Here is a 16,205-nt window from a genome sequence, read left to right as displayed (position 1 = left end):
AACCTGTTAAATTTCGTTTACCGTTTTTCCCTTCGCCGGCATTACCCGGATCAGGTTCAATGGGTATGATCTCAGCCCGTTTTATTAAGGCACCCCTAAACTACCCCAAAGGTAAGGGGCTTTTCACTCTCCTGCAAAATTAGATTGATCCGGCGCCGAAAAGTTTTTGACACCGGCTGCTGCACATCTACTTAAAATTTGCTTTTACAGATAACCACAAAGGCCAAAAGTACGTTGTAAAACATACGAAGGCACCTTTCCCCTTACGTATTGAAATTGAAACCTTTGCCGCAGATAAGGGCGGCATAACATTGAATTCTTAATGTATTACCGCGATGATGATTAGCATTATTTATACTGTAGCCCTTTTGACGATATTGGCCTATTATGCATTCGCCCCACGCAATAGATTTAACCGCCCGCCATCTACCGACAACGACGATGACGGAGGTGAACCGTTGGGAGATGATTTACCAGATATTGACCTTCCACCTGGCATTTCGCTGCCCGTCAACGATTTTGAGCCGAAGTATGACTTTAGAAACATAAAGGTTCCTAAGTTCCCGGAACCTTCCGTGCATTAAGTACCTCTTTAAAAAGCAGCGGCCCCAACTGAATAGTGTCTATTCAGTTGGGGCCGCTGCTTTTAGTTTATCTGTGCTGACTTAAAAAATACGCATCACTTTATCAGGACAGTTCTTATAAAAATCAAATCACTGTAACAGTAAAAGTACGCTCAAAAATCTGACCCGGCCTAAGTTCATTTATACCTTCTTTGTCCTGTAGTTCTCCGGAGTCTCCTACCCGACTGGCTATACCACACCAAGGCTCTATGCACACGTAAGGTGCAGGTCCAGGTTTAGCCCATATTCCTAAGTACGGAAATCCTTCAAAAGCCATTTCTATACGGCGCGGGCTTACTCTGCTTGCCAGTGTCACTTTCTCGGAATTCAGGCGCTTCAGCACCACAGCGTCTTTATCAAAAAGGCTATGGTCCAGGGGCAGTACGTTGTTTTGCTCCAACAAGCGCTCTGTATCTCCATTTAAAAGGCCCTGCTCGCTCAGCAGGTAGCGGCTGGCCGTTTCCTCTTCTTCAAATTCGATGTAGTAGTCTTCGTAGCGCTCGTTCGGGTACAGGGGTACGTTAAAACCAGGATGCGCTCCCACCGAGAAGTACATTTTATCATCATCGGGATTTGTCACCTGGTAGGTAATAGAAAGCTTGTTCTGCTTTAGCTGGTAAGCAATGAGAAGCCTGAACTTAAATGGGTACTGCTCCAGGGTCTCCTCATCGTGCTCTAGTTCAAATACAAGTTTATCCTGCTTCACATCTACCAACTTAAACTCTTTGCGCCGCGCAAAGCCATGGCGCTTCATGTGGTAGGTTTTTCCCTCATAGGTATACTGCTGGTTTGGTAGTTCTCCTACTATCGGGAAGAGATTCGGGGCCTGACCGCCCCAGACAGCAGGATCACCCGTCCAGATTAACTCCAGGTTCTCGTCTTTTTTCACAAGATGCTGTAGTTCGGCCCCCAGGCTTTCTATACCTACTTTATATTGGTCGTTTTCTAAGGAATATAACATAGTTTATTTTTTCAGAAGGTGATGTTTATGAAGCAGGGCATCCACGTGGCGGCAGGCCAGCTGCAAACGCTCCTGCTGCTGCCCGGCTATCTCCACAAAAGGCACTCCCAGCGCCTGTAGCTCTCTTTTATACCACTCATAGAAGAAAGCCCGCAAGTGCGGATGTTCGCGCTGTGGGTCTGGCTCCCAGGGCAAATCAACGCCCATGAGCAGGCAAAGGTTATAGTTTTGCTGCTTTAGTTTCTCCTGTATCCAGGCGGGGCAGTGGCCAAAGGCATGCTCGCTCCAGATCTTGATCACCAGCAGGTCGGTATCCGAGAAAATGATACGCTCCGCCTGCTGCTGCATTTCCTGCTCCAGCGCCAGTTGCCCATGCGCTATGGCCTCTAAATCCTCTGGTGTATACGGCCTGCCCAGGTTGCCGACATAGGTACGGGCATACTCCGGCACCCATACCGTATTATACTGCCGGGCCAACTGCTCCGCCAAGGTAGATTTGCCCGTAGACTCAGGTCCGGTAACCGCAACTTTCAGCATGAGGCAAAGGTCGCAAAAAAGCACCACAAAAGAACAGCAAGGCCATGAAAGCAAAAATCGTTGTGCCCAGCATCCTTCTGTGGCTGGGCACAACGATTTTGTACTCCTTACTAATAGGAGTATCTCTGACGGGTAGGTTCAAATTCGGTCAGTTCCGGCGGAGTGCACTAGCTTATAGACAGGTTTTTACCCTGTTCTATGTACTGTCTGTTGGGCAACTGCCTGATTTGAAACATAGATAAATATATAACTAATTTTTTAATAACTATAATTTTACCATTTATAAAAAGCACAGGTATAATTAAAGGTGGTAAAAGTGCTTAAATCAAGAGTGAAGCAGGGGCACCTGGGAAAAAACGAACTGCAAAGGCATGTAAACAGCAAGGGGTGCCGGAACTGACTCCGGCACCCCTTGCTGGCTGCATTTCAGAAATGCGCTAATTCTCAGAAAAGCTGTAGTCGTAAAAGTTGTACACTTCTACTATCCTAGGCTGCTTTTCGCCGTGTTGCTTCAAATGAACCTGCTTTGGGCTTTCATCCGGAGATTCGTAACCCCATTTTAAACGATTCTCAAATTTCAACTCTTCAGGTAACTCCAGTTTACGTTGTCTCATATGCTGCAGGATTGGTGGTGAAACATTCTACGCCCAAAGCGGGAGCGCAGCAATCATACTCGTTCACTTGTACGTGTGCCTACTGCTGTAAGTCTTTCACAATAAGACGAATTAGTAGTAGTATTATGCATTCGCTTCTGCAGGAGCCTGTTTCAGGGCCACCAGGTCTTTTTTCCAGTCGAGGTAGCCTTTTATTGACAATAGCAGGAAAACGAAGTAAAGGAAACTGGTCAGGTAAAGGTCTTTGTAAGTGTACACGCCCACATACACCACATCCACTATCAGCCAGACAATCCAGTTCTCCAGCTGCTTCTTGGCCATCATCCAATAGCCAATCAGGCTGACAGCGGTGGTAGCGGAGTCTGTGTAAGAAAGGTCGGCATCGGTATAATTATCCAGAAAATAGCCCAGGCTTAACGTAAAAACTAGCCCCAGTGCCAGCAGCACTGTCATTTCCTTTTTGCTGACACGCCCTACCTTACGTTCCGAGTGGTTCTTGCCCCCGTAAAGCCATACATACCAGCCATACAAGCTCGTGACAAAGTAAAACGCATTCAGACCCATGTCGGCGTACAGCCGCGCGTCATAGAACACAAACACGTACATGCCTACGCTAATCAGGCCTATTGGCCACGTCCAGATGTTCTGCTTTGCCGCCAGCCATACACAGGCTATACCTGTCACCACACCTATCAGCTCAACCAGGTTCATGGCCTGCAAGGCCTCGACGATACTCTGTAACACATTCATCCCTGCAATTTAAGCGCTCGCAGCACTTTATATAAACAAACACCTGCTTAATTTTGAAATTCAGGCGAAGCAAAGAATCATTTGCCTCGCCACACGTATACCATGCTACCCAAAAAAGAAGCCCTATGGATGAAATTACGGCACAGGAACTGAAAGAGCGGCTGTCGCGCAGCACCAACATACAGCTGGTAGACGTGCGCGAGCCGTCAGAATTCAAAATTTGTAATTTGGGCGGGGAACTGATTCCGATGGGGGAACTGCTTGAACAGGCGAACCGCATCCGGCGCGATGTGCCGGTTGTGATAATCTGCCACCATGGTTTCCGCAGCGCACAGGCCATTAATTACCTCAGCCAGCGCCTCGGCTATGATAACCTCCTCAACCTGAAAGGAGGTATACATGCCTGGGCCACCCAAGTAGACCCGACGATGACAAAGTACTAAACAGGCTCCGGTATAAATTCTGCAAAAATATTACTCTCCTACTTGCAGCATATTCTAAAGAAATTTCCGTAATTTTACGCGGCAAATAACAACCCTTAATTTATTTGCCATGATCTCTGATCAGTCTAAGATATTATTCGAAGCACTCACATACGACGACGTGCTTTTACTTCCGGCTTACTCCGAAGTACTCCCCAACGAGACAGACACTTCTTCGCAGCTTACCCGCAACATACGCATCAATGTTCCGCTTGTATCGGCTGCTATGGACACCGTGACAGAGGCTGACCTGGCAATTGCGATGGCGCAGGAAGGTGGCCTGGGTTTTATCCATAAAAACATGTCTATCAAGAAGCAGGCGCAGCAGGTGCGGAAGGTAAAGCGTTCTGAGAGCGGCATGATCCTCGACCCCATCACCCTGAACGAGAAAGCCACGCTGGGTGATGCCGTGCAGATTATGACCGAAAACAAAATTGGCGGTATTCCGATAGTGAATGATGCGGGTATACTGACTGGCATCATCACCAACCGTGACCTTCGTTTTGAGAAGGACCTGACACAAAAGGTGTCTTCTGTGATGACCACCCAAAACCTAGTGACGGCTTCCAGAGGCACGGACATGGCCAAGGCCGAGGACATCCTGCAGGAATACAAAATAGAGAAACTGCCGGTAGTGGACGAGGAAGGCAAGCTTGTTGGCCTGATCACTTACAAAGACATCCTGAAAAAGAAAGACCGCCCCTTTGCCTGCAAAGACGAGTTCGGCCGCCTGCGTGTAGGTGCCGCCGTGGGCGTTACGCCTGATGTGCTGGACCGCGTGAAAGCATTGGTGGAAGCAGGTGTAGACGTAATAAGCGTAGACACAGCCCACGGTCACTCAAAAGGCGTGCTGGAAGCGGTAAGAAAAATAAAGAACGCTTTCCCTGAGTTAGACCTGATCGCCGGCAACATAGCCACTGCTGACGGAGCGAAGGCGCTGGCTGACGCAGGTGCCGATGCCGTTAAAGTGGGTGTAGGCCCGGGCTCTATCTGTACGACCCGTGTGATTGCCGGTATTGGCGTGCCACAGCTCTCCGCTGTAATGGAAGCGGTGAGAGGCCTAGAAGGAACCGGCGTACCTGTGATAGCAGACGGTGGCATTAAGTTTTCCGGTGATATCGTGAAAGCCCTTGCGGGCGGTGCGAGCACCGTGATGATAGGTTCCCTGCTGGCAGGTACGGAAGAGGCTCCGGGCGAGATGATTCTTTACGAGGGACGCAAGTTCAAGACCTACCGCGGCATGGGATCTGTGGAGGCGATGGAAGAAGGCTCGAAAGACCGCTACTTCCAGAGCAACGAAACTAACGCGAAGAAGCTTGTGCCGGAAGGCATTGTAGGCCGTGTGCCATACAAGGGTTTAGTACAGGAGGTAATCTATCAGTTGGCAGGCGGCATTCGTGCAGGTATGGGCTACTGCGGCACACCAAGCATCGAGAAGCTGCAAGGCGCTAAAATGGTAAAAATCACTGGTGCCGGCCTTCGGGAAAGCCATCCGCACGATGTACAGATTGTACGCGAGGCCCCTAACTACAGCCGCTAACCAGCAGCTAATGCAACAAGTAACGTTCATCAGGCTAACCACCTGGTAGCTGACTTGCAGGAGATGGAACGATAAGGTTCGTGCTGCTCTTATATGTAAAGCGTAAGCGACATATAAATTCTAGTTTCTAACTCTTCACTTCATGTGAACCGGAAGGCGCAGACAGGCCAAAAGCTAACCTACGCCTTCCGTTTTACGTTATGCAAGTTGTTTTCCTATAACTCTACTCTCACACTTTGGCCAAAGAGCGAAAATTTTCATTACCTTTCACTGATTTTACGTCTACTAAAAACAATATACTATCGCAGGAAAATAAAACGGCGGATTCCAGTCCTATGCTTTACAAAACGAATGCAAGATCTTTACTGGTTACTACTGCTGTCGTTAGCTGGGCTCTGCTGTTAGCAAACGTATTATTTTCTGCTCACAGGCTTCGTGAGCAGGGTGTGGCTCAATTGTCGCTGCCCTTTTTAAACAACCTGCTGGTAGTAGTTTTCCTTGTCTCCGTTTTCCTTTTCCAGCGTCTGAGCACAGAGTCACTAAAAGGAGTAGACTTTATCGGCTATCTCTGGAATCTCTTCTCGAAGGCCGCTGTGGCAGCCTATGTGAGTGTGGCCCTTTTTCTGGGCTACAAGGTGATGACCAATTACGCTGACGCGGAGTCGCCTTTGCTGCTGCACCTTGTGTACCAGATCAACTTCGGCTTACTGGTCGTTTTTCTGGCTAAGGCCTTCTATATCTGGCGACAGCTGTTGCTTTACCATAAGAACAAGTTTCTGCAGATAGCCTGGGACTGGTTTGAGTTGCTGTTAGGAGCCATGCTGCTGCTAACCATCTTTAACTTTAAATACGACAGCATCATCTTTATGCCGCTGCTGGCCCTGATAGGCTTTTACATCCTGTTCCTGTGCACGAACCTGAAGTGGGTGGCTTACCTTACATTCAGCAATAAAAGCCGGTCTTTGGTTTTGCTGGGCGCCATTCTGCTCAGCTGCTACATATTCGTGCGCTTTTTCAAGGGCATGGAGAACAACCCGAAACTGGTAGTTGATTATACCGACGTGGGCTTTTTGCTGCTGGCTATGATGTTTGTGGGGGCCTATACACTGGCAGCCTTTCTGGTCTCCCTTTTCAGTTTGCCTACTTCCGGCGTATTTGAGCAGAAGAGTGAAGACCTGCTCAATTTCCAGCGCCTGAGCCAGTCCATACAGCAAGGGCAAAGCGAGGCGCAGGTATACGATATGCTGTTCGAGAGTACGATAAAAGCCTCTGATGCCAGTGCCTCATGGTTTGAGCTTATCCGTAACGGGGAGCCACAGGTAACACACCTGCTCAATATCGATGTTGACCAGATTAAGCGCATCCGGCACCTGCTGCTGGCCTACAACATCCACAACATCGATTACATTAACAACAACCTGAACCGCAACCCAGGCTTCCGTGACCTGATGCTGCCTTGGAAATCGTTGATTATACTTCCTATTAAGTCTAAGAATTATCTGTCGGGAGTGCTCTACTTGCTGAAGGATATTGAGCAGGGATTCGACCGCGAGACGGTGAACGTACTGCGCACTTTCACCAGCCAAACCATATTAACCATAGAAAACCTGCGGCTGATAGCAGAATCGCTGCAGAACGAGCGTTATAAAGAGGAGTTGAAGATTGCCACGCAGGTGCAGGACAGCCTCATTCCAAAGAAGTTCCCGGTCGACAGCTGGTTTGAGATAAGCACGCATGCTATGGCAGCCAAAGAAGTGGGTGGCGATTTTTACGATTTCCTGCAGTTGAGTGAGTCGCGCATCGCCATTATTATCGGCGACGTGTCGGGCAAGGGTATTTCGGCGGCTTTCCATATGGCTCAGATGAAAGGGATTTTCCACGGCCTGATGCAGCAGGATATGCCGCCAAGCGAGTTCATGAAACAGGCCAATAGTGCCCTGAGCCGCTGCCTTGAGAAAACTTCTTTCATTACTTCTGCGCTGTATATTATAGATTATAGCATGAAGGGCTTTATGTTTGCACGTGCCGGCCATTGCCACACATTATACTATAACGCCATGATGGACGACGTCTTCTACTTCCAGACAGACGGCTTGGGACTGGGCATTATCCGGGACAAGAGCTACGCCAACCACATACGGGAAATGTACTACGACTACAATCCTAGCGATGTGATGGTGATTTACACCGACGGCATTGTGGAAGCCCGAAACGAGGCGAACGAAGAGTATGGCGAAGACAGACTAAAGTACATGCTGCAGCAGACGTACCATCTGGAGGCAGAGGACATCAAATACGCTATTATCAACGATCTGGAACATTTCACGGGGCCTGACAATCTTTATGATGACCAGACACTGCTGGTGATTAAGTTCAAGCCTGTTGAACCAAACAAATGAATAAGCCGTAAAGTATGCCGATGAAAATAACGAACGAAATCAAAGACAACACCATCATCATGACGCTTGATGGTGAGCTCGATGCCAGCTCTTCGGTGATGCTGGACGAGGAGCTGTCGGACCCTGAAATAATGGAGTACAGCAAAATCCTGGTCGATTGCAAAAACCTGCATTACATTTCCTCCGCCGGACTTGGTGTGTTTATCTCGCACCTGCAGCGCTTCGAGGATGCTCAGATAAAGCTAATTTTTTACAACATGCAGGATAAAGTGCGCAACGTGTTTGAGATACTTGGCCTCGACCTGCTCATGACCATCGTATCCGACTACGAGGAAGCAAGGAGTATTGCCAATGAATAACTCCATTCGGGTAAACTGTACGAAAAAGAACCTGAAGACAATACGTGACTTCGTCACGGAGTACCTCCATGCCCTTTCCTTAACCGATATTCTGATGAACCAGATTGTGTTGGCTGTAGATGAAATATGCGCCAACCTCATTATCCACGCAAACCACGAAGACCCCAAAAAGCACATTACCCTGACCATTAGCCAGGTGAAAGACATACTTCAGTTCAAGATTTCAGATGAGGGACTGGCTTTTGAGCACGCCAACTACAAAGAGCCGGACATAGAGGAAAATATCCGGCTCGGCAAGAAAGGCGGCGTGGGCATAGCTCTCGTAAACCGCATCATGGACAAAGTAGAATTCCAGAGCGATGGCTCCCAAAACACCTGCATCCTTCACAAGAAAATCAAATAAAGAGACTTACACACTTTACCTGCGCATATTCCGTTATCGGAAACGAAACCAAATGCAATACAATTGTGGTTACACTTTTTGACTTATCTGTCAGAAAAAATAACTAAAATTGCATATTCTGATCCCGATCAGCGAAAGAAAAATTCTGTTTTAAAACTTATGCGCAGTAATCACCTACTTGTTGTGGCTGCTCTCCTGCTATCAGCGGGCTGCACCGCAACCAAGAAGAATGAGAGTAAAGAGCCTACCATCGCGACACTTGGCACGAAACCTGTTTCCATTGAAGAGTTCCGCTATGTGTACGAGAAAAACAACAGCGGCAACGAAGACGCCTATACCCGCCAGAGCGTAAGCGAGTACCTGAACCTGTACACCAACTTCAAACTGAAGGTGCTGGAGGCTGAAGGAAAAGGGCTGGACACCACTACCGCTTTCAGGCGGGAACTGGAGGGCTATAAAGAGCAGCTGGCACAGCCTTACCTCACAGAAAAGAGCGTGACCGACAAGTTGGTAAAGGAGGCTTACGAGCGCATGCAGCAGGAAGTAAATGCATCCCACATCCTTATCAGCCTTGCACCGGATGCGGCCCCTGAAGATACCTTAGCGGCCTATAACCGCACTATGGATTTGCGCAGGAGTGCTCTCGCTGGTGAAGATTTTGGTAAACTGGCGCAGCAAAACTCCCAGGATCCGTCTGCAGCTGACAATAAGGGAGACTTGGGCTATTTTACGGCGCTCCAGATGGTATATCCGTTTGAGGATGCTGCCTTCAGAACTGCTGTCGGAGATATTTCGATGCCGGTGCGTACCCGTTTTGGTTACCACCTGATAAAAGTAAATGACAAGCGCCAGGCCAAAGGCGAAGTGCGGGTGGCTCATATTATGGTGCGTGCCACACCGGGCATACCAAAAGCCGACTCGCTGGCTGCAAAGCAGCGTGTAGACGCCATCTATAAGCGGGTGCAGCGCAAAGAGAACTGGGAAAAACTTGCTGAAGAATTTTCTGAGGATGCCAATTCCGCCAACAATAGTGGTGAGCTGCCATGGTTTGGCACTGGCCGCATGATACCTTCTTTTGAGGATGCCGCCTTTAACCTTCAAAATACGGGCGATGTGGCGCAACCGGTTCTAACACCCTATGGCTGGCATATTATTAAGCTACTGGAAAAACGTGGCTTGCCTGCTTACGAAGACATGGAGCAGAACCTGCGCAACAGAATTGCAAAGGACTCCCGCTCCGAATTGAACAAGACTGCCTTCATGAAGCGCATTAAGGCAGAGAACAGCTTCACAGAAAATGCTGAGGCCAAGGCAACCGCGATGAGCAAAGCCTCCAACGAACTGCTACAGGCAAACTGGACCTACGACGAAGCTGACAAAGACTTGGAGCAAACCTTGTTCACCATACAGGGCAAGCCTTATACCATTGGTGATTTCTGGAAGTATGCCAAAGAAACGCAGCAGCCACGAGCCACAAGTTCTGCGGCGCATGCCATGAACCTGCTCTACGAGGCCTATGTAGATAAGAGCCTGGTGGAATATGAAAAGGCAAACCTGGAGAAGAAGCACCCCGACTATAGAATGCTGGTACAGGAGTACCACGACGGTATCCTCCTCTTCCAGATGATGGACGAGAAAGTATGGTCGAAGGCGGTGGAGGACTCTGTTGGCCTGAAAGCATACTTTGCCCAGAACAGGGAGAAGTATACGTGGGGCCCGCGCGTGCAGGCAATCATTATAAGTGCTGCCAACAAAGAGCTCCTGCAGAAAGCACAGGAGCAACTAAGCGAACGTCGCTACCCGGTAAGCTTTGCGAAGCTAACAGACATCCTGTTTGAGCAGAACAAGCCCACGCTGACGCAGGAAGGCACAGCCAAACTAAATGAACTCGCCGAGCTACTAAAAAGCAATGAGAGCCTTACCGTAGACATTAACGGCCACACGGATGCCCGCGAAGCTTCTGCCAGTAAAACCCTGGCAGCTGAGAGAGCAGACAAATCCAAGGCATACCTGATCGCTCAGGGGGTACCGTCTGATCAGCTAAGCACTAACACCCTTGGGGCAACAAACCAGGCAGGTCCGGATAACTCAGAGACTGGCCGCCGCCGAAACCGCCGTGTGTCTTTCGTGCTGTATACCACAGAACGCAGTGCCCTTGCAGATAACCTGAATGCACAGAGCAACAACCCGCTTGGCGTGCAGATATCAGAGAAGAAGTTCCAGAAAGGAGACAACAAGGCTTTGGATATGGTAGCTTGGGAGAAAGGCACTTACAACGTGCAGCAAAATGGCCGCGAATACCTCATCATCATCGAAGAGGTACTGGAGCCCGGCTATAAAGAACTGGACGAAGTGCGTGGCCTGGCTATATCTGATTACCAGAACTACCTGGAGCAGCAATGGGTAGACCAACTGCGCCAGAAATACCCGGTAACCGTAAGGCAGGAAGAGGTAGACAAGCTGATAAAGCAATAGTTCATTCTGGTACCTTTTTTGCAACGAGCTGATAATTCAGTTTATTCAGAATAAAGACGTAAATTGTGCGTTTTACATAATAGTCTGTCTGAATTTTAAGTTCAGGCTGCAAAGGAATGCTATAGAAACTAGATAGCTGCTGTTTTAGGTATATAGCCCCGGCTGTGGACCTGCAAGCAAGTTTATTTGAGACGCAGATGCATTTCTTTGAGCCCTGAAACAGAGGATTTAACAGGCGCCAAGCGCACACAATCATATCAATTATTACAACCTTGGAAAAGATACATCATTTTGCCAGAACGGCCTTTGCGGCAATTTGCCTCATTGTAATTTCCTCTACGGCTTTTGCCCAGGCACCTGTGCAGCGATCGGTGGATGGTATCATAGCAAAAGTAGACAACTACGTTGTTTTACGCTCTGACGTAGAGTTTGGCTACCTGCAGTACCTTCAGCAGTCTAAACAGCAGCCAAGCGAAGAAATGAAGTGCCAGATATTCACCTCTCTGCTGCAGGACAAGCTGCTCCTGGCTCGTGCCGAGATAGACTCTATTGTGGTAGAGGAACCACTGGTGGCCAATGAACTGGACCGCCGTATACAGTACCTAGCCGGCCAGGTAGGCGGCGTAGAGCGACTGGAGCAGTACTACAACAAAAGCATCACACAACTGAAAGAAGAGCTGCGCCGCACCGTGCGTGAACAGATGGTGATGGAGAACATGCAGCGGGAGATTACAAGCAAAGTAACCGTTACCCCGAAAGAAATCAAAAGGTACTTCAACAATATACCATCAGACAGTCTTCCTTATTTTTCAAGCGAGGTAGAACTTGGCCAGATTATAAAATACGCCACTGTAAGCAAGACGCAAAAGCAGGCGGCCCGGGAGCAACTGGAGGCCCTGCGCAAGCGTATACTTGCCGGTGAAGACTTTGCCACACTGGCAACACAATATTCACAGGACCCAGGCTCGGCACAGGCCGGCGGGGAACTGGGCTTCTTTAAGAAGAAAGAATTGGTGCCAGAGTATGAAGCTGCTGCTTTGCGCATGGAGCCCGGCGGAATTTCCAGTGTGGTTGAGTCACAGTTCGGCTTTCACCTTATTCAGTTGATCGAGCGTCGTGGCCAGGAATTTAACACGCGCCACATTCTTATCAAGCCAGCCACAGCGACGGTAGACATACAGGAGGCCGTTACAGCACTGGACAGTATCCGGACGAAGATACAGAACGACAGCCTGCTGACGTTCCCTAAAGCGTCCAAAGAGTACTCTGATGATAAGGCCACAAAAGACAACGGCGGCATGATGTCAGGCCGTGACGGCAGCACTTATATTCCGATGGACCAGGTCGATCCATCTATCTTCTTCGTGATTGACACGATGCAGGTAGGGGATATTTCGAGGCCGATTCCGTTTACGACAGAGGATGGCAAAGAAGCGGTGCGCATTATCTACCTGAAAGGTAAATCAAAACCACACCTGGCTAACCTCCAGGACGATTATCAGCGGATTTCTAATGCTGCGCTCGCTGAAAAACGCAGCAAAGCCGTGGACGAGTGGTTCCGCAAGAATATTGACACCGTGTTTATTGAAATTGATCCGGAGTACCAGGAATGTGGTGGACTCCAACAACTAATGCAATAAAAAAATGAAGCAGTTCACCTCTGACAAAGAAGCAGCCGACGCGCTACACCACGTTTACCGGGAGTTAACTTCCGAAATATCAAAAGTGATTGTAGGGCAGGAAGAAGTTGTAAAATTAGTACTTACAGCTGTTTTTTGTCAGGGGCACTGCCTGCTGGTGGGGGTGCCGGGGCTCGCCAAGACGCTCCTCATCCAAACCATCGCCTCCTCACTGGATATGTCGTTTAACCGGGTGCAGTTTACGCCCGACCTGATGCCGTCTGATATTGTGGGCGCTGAGACACTGGACAACGAACGCAACTTTAAGTTTGTAACGGGGCCGGTGTTTGCCAACATTGTGCTGGCCGATGAAATCAACCGCACGCCCCCAAAAACACAGGCAGCGCTCTTAGAGGCCATGCAGGAACATGCCGTTACAGTGGCCGGACACAAATACAACCTGCCAAGGCCTTTCTTCGTGCTGGCAACCCAGAACCCAATTGAGCAGGAAGGAACTTACCCCCTGCCCGAGGCACAGCTGGACCGCTTCATGTTCAATATTACGCTCGACTACCCAAGCTACGAGTCGGAGCTGCAGATTGTAAAGAATACAACAGGCGCTTCTGTGAACTCTCTGAACAAAATCCTGCATGCCGATGACATTATTGCCTTTCAGCAGCTGGTGCGCCGTGTGCCTGTGGTAGACAATGTGGTGGAGTATGCGGTAAAGCTGGTGCACAAAACACGTCCTAACATGCCCATGGCCTCCACGCAGGCAAATCAGTACCTGGAGTGGGGTGCAGGCCCAAGAGCTTCTCAGCACCTGATTGTAGGCGCTAAATGCAATGCCATCCTTAACGGAAAATACAGTCCTGATATTGAAGACGTGCAGGCAGTGGCATTCCCTATCCTCCGGCACCGCATTGTGCGCAATTTCAAAGCCGAGGCAGAAGGCATTACTGTAGAAAGGATTATTCAGGAGCTGCTGTAATTGTTGATTGTTTGATGTTAATTGTTAAATAAGATTATTCAATATTATAGTCATCAAGTAATTAGCAATCAACTATCAACAATATAACTATCCAGCCTCAGCGTATTGTTAGTACGCTAAATTGGTGTAGTTTTGCACCCAATCACTTTACCAACATCTCCCTATACATTTATGGAAGCGGCTGCTTTATACCTGCACTTTAAAAAGAACCTAACCACTGTAGTTGGTGCTTTTAACAGTCCTCTTGAATTGCGTTCGATGCCTTACAACACCTCTCTTCCACTGGAAGTAAACCTATTGGCAGATGTGCTGCGCCTGCATGGGCTGGAGTTTAACTCTGCTACAACAGGTGCCGAACGCGTGCAGGATTTCCAGCAGTGGTACCTGCAGCACGAGGAGCATGTAAACGAGGTGTTGCACCGCGTGCTGGAGGATAAAAAAGCCTATATGAAAACGGCAACGGGTGTCGTATTACAAAAAGAGATGCTGTACCGCCGGCTGGAGTACTTCAAGGAGGCGGCCCACACGCTGCAGGTGATGATGGCCCAGCAGAAATTACACAGCCCCAAGCACTTTAACTATCCGTTCCTGAACGCATAGAGCGGCAGAAACACACTGGTAGATATATAAAAGAGCCAGCGCTACCTGAGAGTATCGCTGGCTTTTTATATATTGGCATTCCTCAGGAGCAAAAGCAGCACGTGGCAGTCTCCGGAAGTAATCAGAAACTGCTTATTTCCGGATAGAAGTGTGGCTGTCCTTAGAATGCTCCAGGTTCAGGTCTTTTTTAGGCTGCTTTTTCATGCTGTCAGCTGCCATGTCGCCGGCAGGGCCTTTGGCTATGAGCGTGCCGCCATCAACAGGCCAAACGGCTCCCGTTACATAAGAGGCCTCGTCAGATGCCAGGAAGAGGTATACATTGGCTACCTCTTCTGGTGTACCTCTGCGCCCCATCAGCGTTCCCTGCGTCACCATCTTCTCCATCTCGCTGTCCATTGGGCCGGTTTCTTTGTGCGTCCAGCCAGTGTCTATAGGGCCGGGGGCCACTATGTTGCAACGCACGCCTTTTTGCGCCTGCTCTGCCGCCAGCCCCTTCGTGAAAGCATGGTTAAAGCCTTTGGTGCCACCATACGGCGCATTTTGGGCAATGCCGAGCACACCAGACTCAGAGCCGGCTGTAACTATATTGCCTTTTGTTTTCTGCAGTTCCGGCAACGCAGCCTTACTCATGACAAAAGTAGTCTTCACATTATTTTTGATCATATATTCAAACGCCTCTTCTGAATACTCCGACAGCATATTTGTTTCAGGAAAGGTACCGGCGTTGTTAATCAGGATGTCCAGTTTCCCGAACTGCTTCACGGCCAGTTCTACACAACTGCTGGCATTGGCAAGGGACGACAAATCAGCAGTGAACGGAATGGCTGTGCCTCCCTCCTCCTGTATTTTTTTCACCACGTCCTCTACCGGGTCTTCCGGAAAGCCGGCTACCACTACACTTGCCCCTTCTTTGGCGAACTTTTTACTAATGGCTTCGCCTATTCCTGCGCCACCGCCTGTCACGATAGCTACTTTTCCTTTAAGTCTGTTTCCCATTTTGTTTTCAGATTTTGTTTGGTTTACTATTTAGCTTGCTCATTTTTAACGACAAAAGCAGCAGCACAGTTGGCACTTGCACTTATGTGGCCTATGGCATCACAATCTTTTTCTTTCACGTATGAACAAGTAAGGCACCCTCTCAAAAACCATATAAGGGACAAACCATGAATTTTTTATACAACACTTTACCTGATTCTTATGAGGAACAGCTGGATACAGAGCACCTGACATTAAGGCCCTATGAGGAAGGCGATGAAAGTAACTTTATGCGTCTGCTTCAGGAGAATATACCCTATTTAATTCCTGCTTTTGCCGGTCGGTTAGCACGCGTGCGTGTGCTGGAAGATGCGAGAACGCAAGTGCGGCAACTGCGCACAGAGTGGGACAATCGCCGCACCTTTGACTTTGGTGTCTGGCAAACAGAAGACAATGCCTACATCGGCAATATTGCGCTGAAGAATCTAGACCGCACGATACCCAAAGCAGAACTGGGACTGTACTTCACGGAGTGGCCCAACAGTAAGGCCCTGGTACAGGAGGCACTACAGGCAGTGCTTCAGTTCGCTTTCGATTCCCTAAAGATGAACAAGGTATACATGCGCTGCACCAACGCCAACGAAAGCTATGGCGCCTTAGCTGAGAAAAACGGCTTTTTAAAAGAAGGGGTACTTCGCAACGACTACCGGGGTGCCGACTCGGATGAGCTACTGGACTTAAGCTACTATGGCCTGACGCGTGAGGACTTTGAAGCCAAGCAACTGGAACAGGAGCAGGCTAACGCTGCCGCCATGGTGTAACTAATTCTGAATAATTGAATAACTCAATGAGTAGTGGGTACAGGAGGTAAGTAACA

The 16,205-nt window shown here is 48.9% G+C and carries 16 protein-coding genes and 1 riboswitch; of the genes, 11 read left to right on the top strand and 5 right to left on the bottom strand.

The genetic code is table 11. The features are described 5' to 3' along the window. Positions 1-9 precede the first annotated feature (9 nt). A riboswitch (TPP riboswitch) is annotated at positions 10-107 on the bottom strand. Between the two features lie 228 nt (positions 108-335). Next, on the top strand, positions 336-584 hold the full coding sequence (locus E1919_RS02290; protein ID WP_115565560.1) for a hypothetical protein: 249 nt from the start codon (positions 336-338) through the stop codon (positions 582-584). Between the two features lie 124 nt (positions 585-708). On the opposite strand, the gene E1919_RS02285 is transcribed toward E1919_RS02290, so the two are convergent. From E1919_RS02285 to pnuC, 4 genes are all read right to left on the bottom strand, one after another. Further along, positions 709-1,584, bottom strand: a complete 876-nt coding sequence (locus E1919_RS02285; protein ID WP_162051703.1) for an aldose 1-epimerase family protein — start codon at positions 1,582-1,584, stop codon at positions 709-711. 3 nt (positions 1,585-1,587) lie between these two features. After that, positions 1,588-2,121 carry an AAA family ATPase gene (locus tag E1919_RS02280; protein WP_162051702.1) on the bottom strand — a complete coding sequence of 178 codons (534 nt, stop codon included), beginning with the start codon at positions 2,119-2,121 and terminating at the stop codon, positions 1,588-1,590. Positions 2,122-2,558: 437 nt separating this feature from the next. After that, positions 2,559-2,735: a hypothetical protein gene (locus tag E1919_RS02275; protein WP_162051701.1), complete on the bottom strand. Its 177-nt coding sequence runs from the start codon at positions 2,733-2,735 to the stop codon at positions 2,559-2,561. Between the two features lie 123 nt (positions 2,736-2,858). Next, positions 2,859-3,485, bottom strand: coding sequence for a nicotinamide riboside transporter PnuC (gene pnuC, locus E1919_RS02270; protein WP_162051700.1), 627 nt, complete (start codon positions 3,483-3,485; stop codon positions 2,859-2,861). A gap of 125 nt (positions 3,486-3,610) precedes the next feature. Between pnuC and E1919_RS02265 the strand changes: the two genes are divergently transcribed. The 9 genes from E1919_RS02265 (at position 3,611) to E1919_RS02225 (ending at position 14,353) form a co-directional block, all read left to right on the top strand. After that, positions 3,611-3,928, top strand: a complete 318-nt coding sequence (locus E1919_RS02265) for a rhodanese-like domain-containing protein (protein ID WP_162051699.1) — start codon at positions 3,611-3,613, stop codon at positions 3,926-3,928. Positions 3,929-4,037: 109 nt separating this feature from the next. Then, a complete protein-coding gene (gene guaB, locus E1919_RS02260; protein ID WP_162051698.1) occupies positions 4,038-5,507 on the top strand; it encodes an IMP dehydrogenase in 1,470 nt (489 codons plus the stop codon). Between the two features lie 446 nt (positions 5,508-5,953). Continuing rightward, positions 5,954-7,906, top strand: a complete 1,953-nt coding sequence (locus E1919_RS02255) for a GAF domain-containing SpoIIE family protein phosphatase (protein ID WP_237143956.1) — start codon at positions 5,954-5,956, stop codon at positions 7,904-7,906. A 14-nt stretch (positions 7,907-7,920) separates the two neighbouring features. Then, positions 7,921-8,265: an STAS domain-containing protein gene (locus E1919_RS02250; protein WP_237143955.1), complete on the top strand. Its 345-nt coding sequence runs from the start codon at positions 7,921-7,923 to the stop codon at positions 8,263-8,265. Continuing rightward, positions 8,258-8,668 carry an ATP-binding protein gene (locus tag E1919_RS02245; RefSeq protein ID WP_162051697.1) on the top strand — a complete coding sequence of 137 codons (411 nt, stop codon included), beginning with the start codon at positions 8,258-8,260 and terminating at the stop codon, positions 8,666-8,668. Before E1919_RS02250 ends, E1919_RS02245 begins: the two co-directional genes overlap by 8 nt. 159 nt (positions 8,669-8,827) lie before the next feature. Next, positions 8,828-11,143 (top strand): peptidylprolyl isomerase, encoded by a 2,316-nt coding sequence (locus E1919_RS02240; protein ID WP_162051696.1) that lies wholly within the window; start codon positions 8,828-8,830, stop codon positions 11,141-11,143. Positions 11,144-11,415: 272 nt separating this feature from the next. Continuing rightward, positions 11,416-12,783 (top strand): peptidylprolyl isomerase, encoded by a 1,368-nt coding sequence (locus tag E1919_RS02235; protein ID WP_237143954.1) that lies wholly within the window; start codon positions 11,416-11,418, stop codon positions 12,781-12,783. Between the two features lie 4 nt (positions 12,784-12,787). After that, positions 12,788-13,753, top strand: a complete 966-nt coding sequence (locus E1919_RS02230) for an AAA family ATPase (RefSeq protein WP_162051695.1) — start codon at positions 12,788-12,790, stop codon at positions 13,751-13,753. A 171-nt stretch (positions 13,754-13,924) separates the two neighbouring features. Continuing rightward, on the top strand, positions 13,925-14,353 hold the full coding sequence (locus tag E1919_RS02225) for a hypothetical protein (protein ID WP_162051694.1): 429 nt from the start codon (positions 13,925-13,927) through the stop codon (positions 14,351-14,353). A gap of 132 nt (positions 14,354-14,485) precedes the next feature. Here the strand turns inward: E1919_RS02225 and E1919_RS02220 are convergent, their stop codons facing one another. Beyond that, positions 14,486-15,349 (bottom strand): SDR family NAD(P)-dependent oxidoreductase, encoded by an 864-nt coding sequence (locus E1919_RS02220; protein ID WP_162051693.1) that lies wholly within the window; start codon positions 15,347-15,349, stop codon positions 14,486-14,488. Between the two features lie 167 nt (positions 15,350-15,516). On the opposite strand from E1919_RS02220, the gene E1919_RS02215 reads away from it, so the two are divergent. After that, positions 15,517-16,149, top strand: coding sequence for a GNAT family N-acetyltransferase (locus E1919_RS02215; protein WP_162051692.1), 633 nt, complete (start codon positions 15,517-15,519; stop codon positions 16,147-16,149). Positions 16,150-16,205: the final 56 nt, after the last annotated feature.

The sequence above is a fragment of the Pontibacter pamirensis genome (genome assembly GCF_010015475.1).
In the GTDB taxonomy this organism is placed as follows: Bacteria; Bacteroidota; Bacteroidia; order Cytophagales; family Hymenobacteraceae; genus Pontibacter; species Pontibacter pamirensis.
This window is presented reverse-complemented; position numbering and strand designations above follow the sequence as displayed.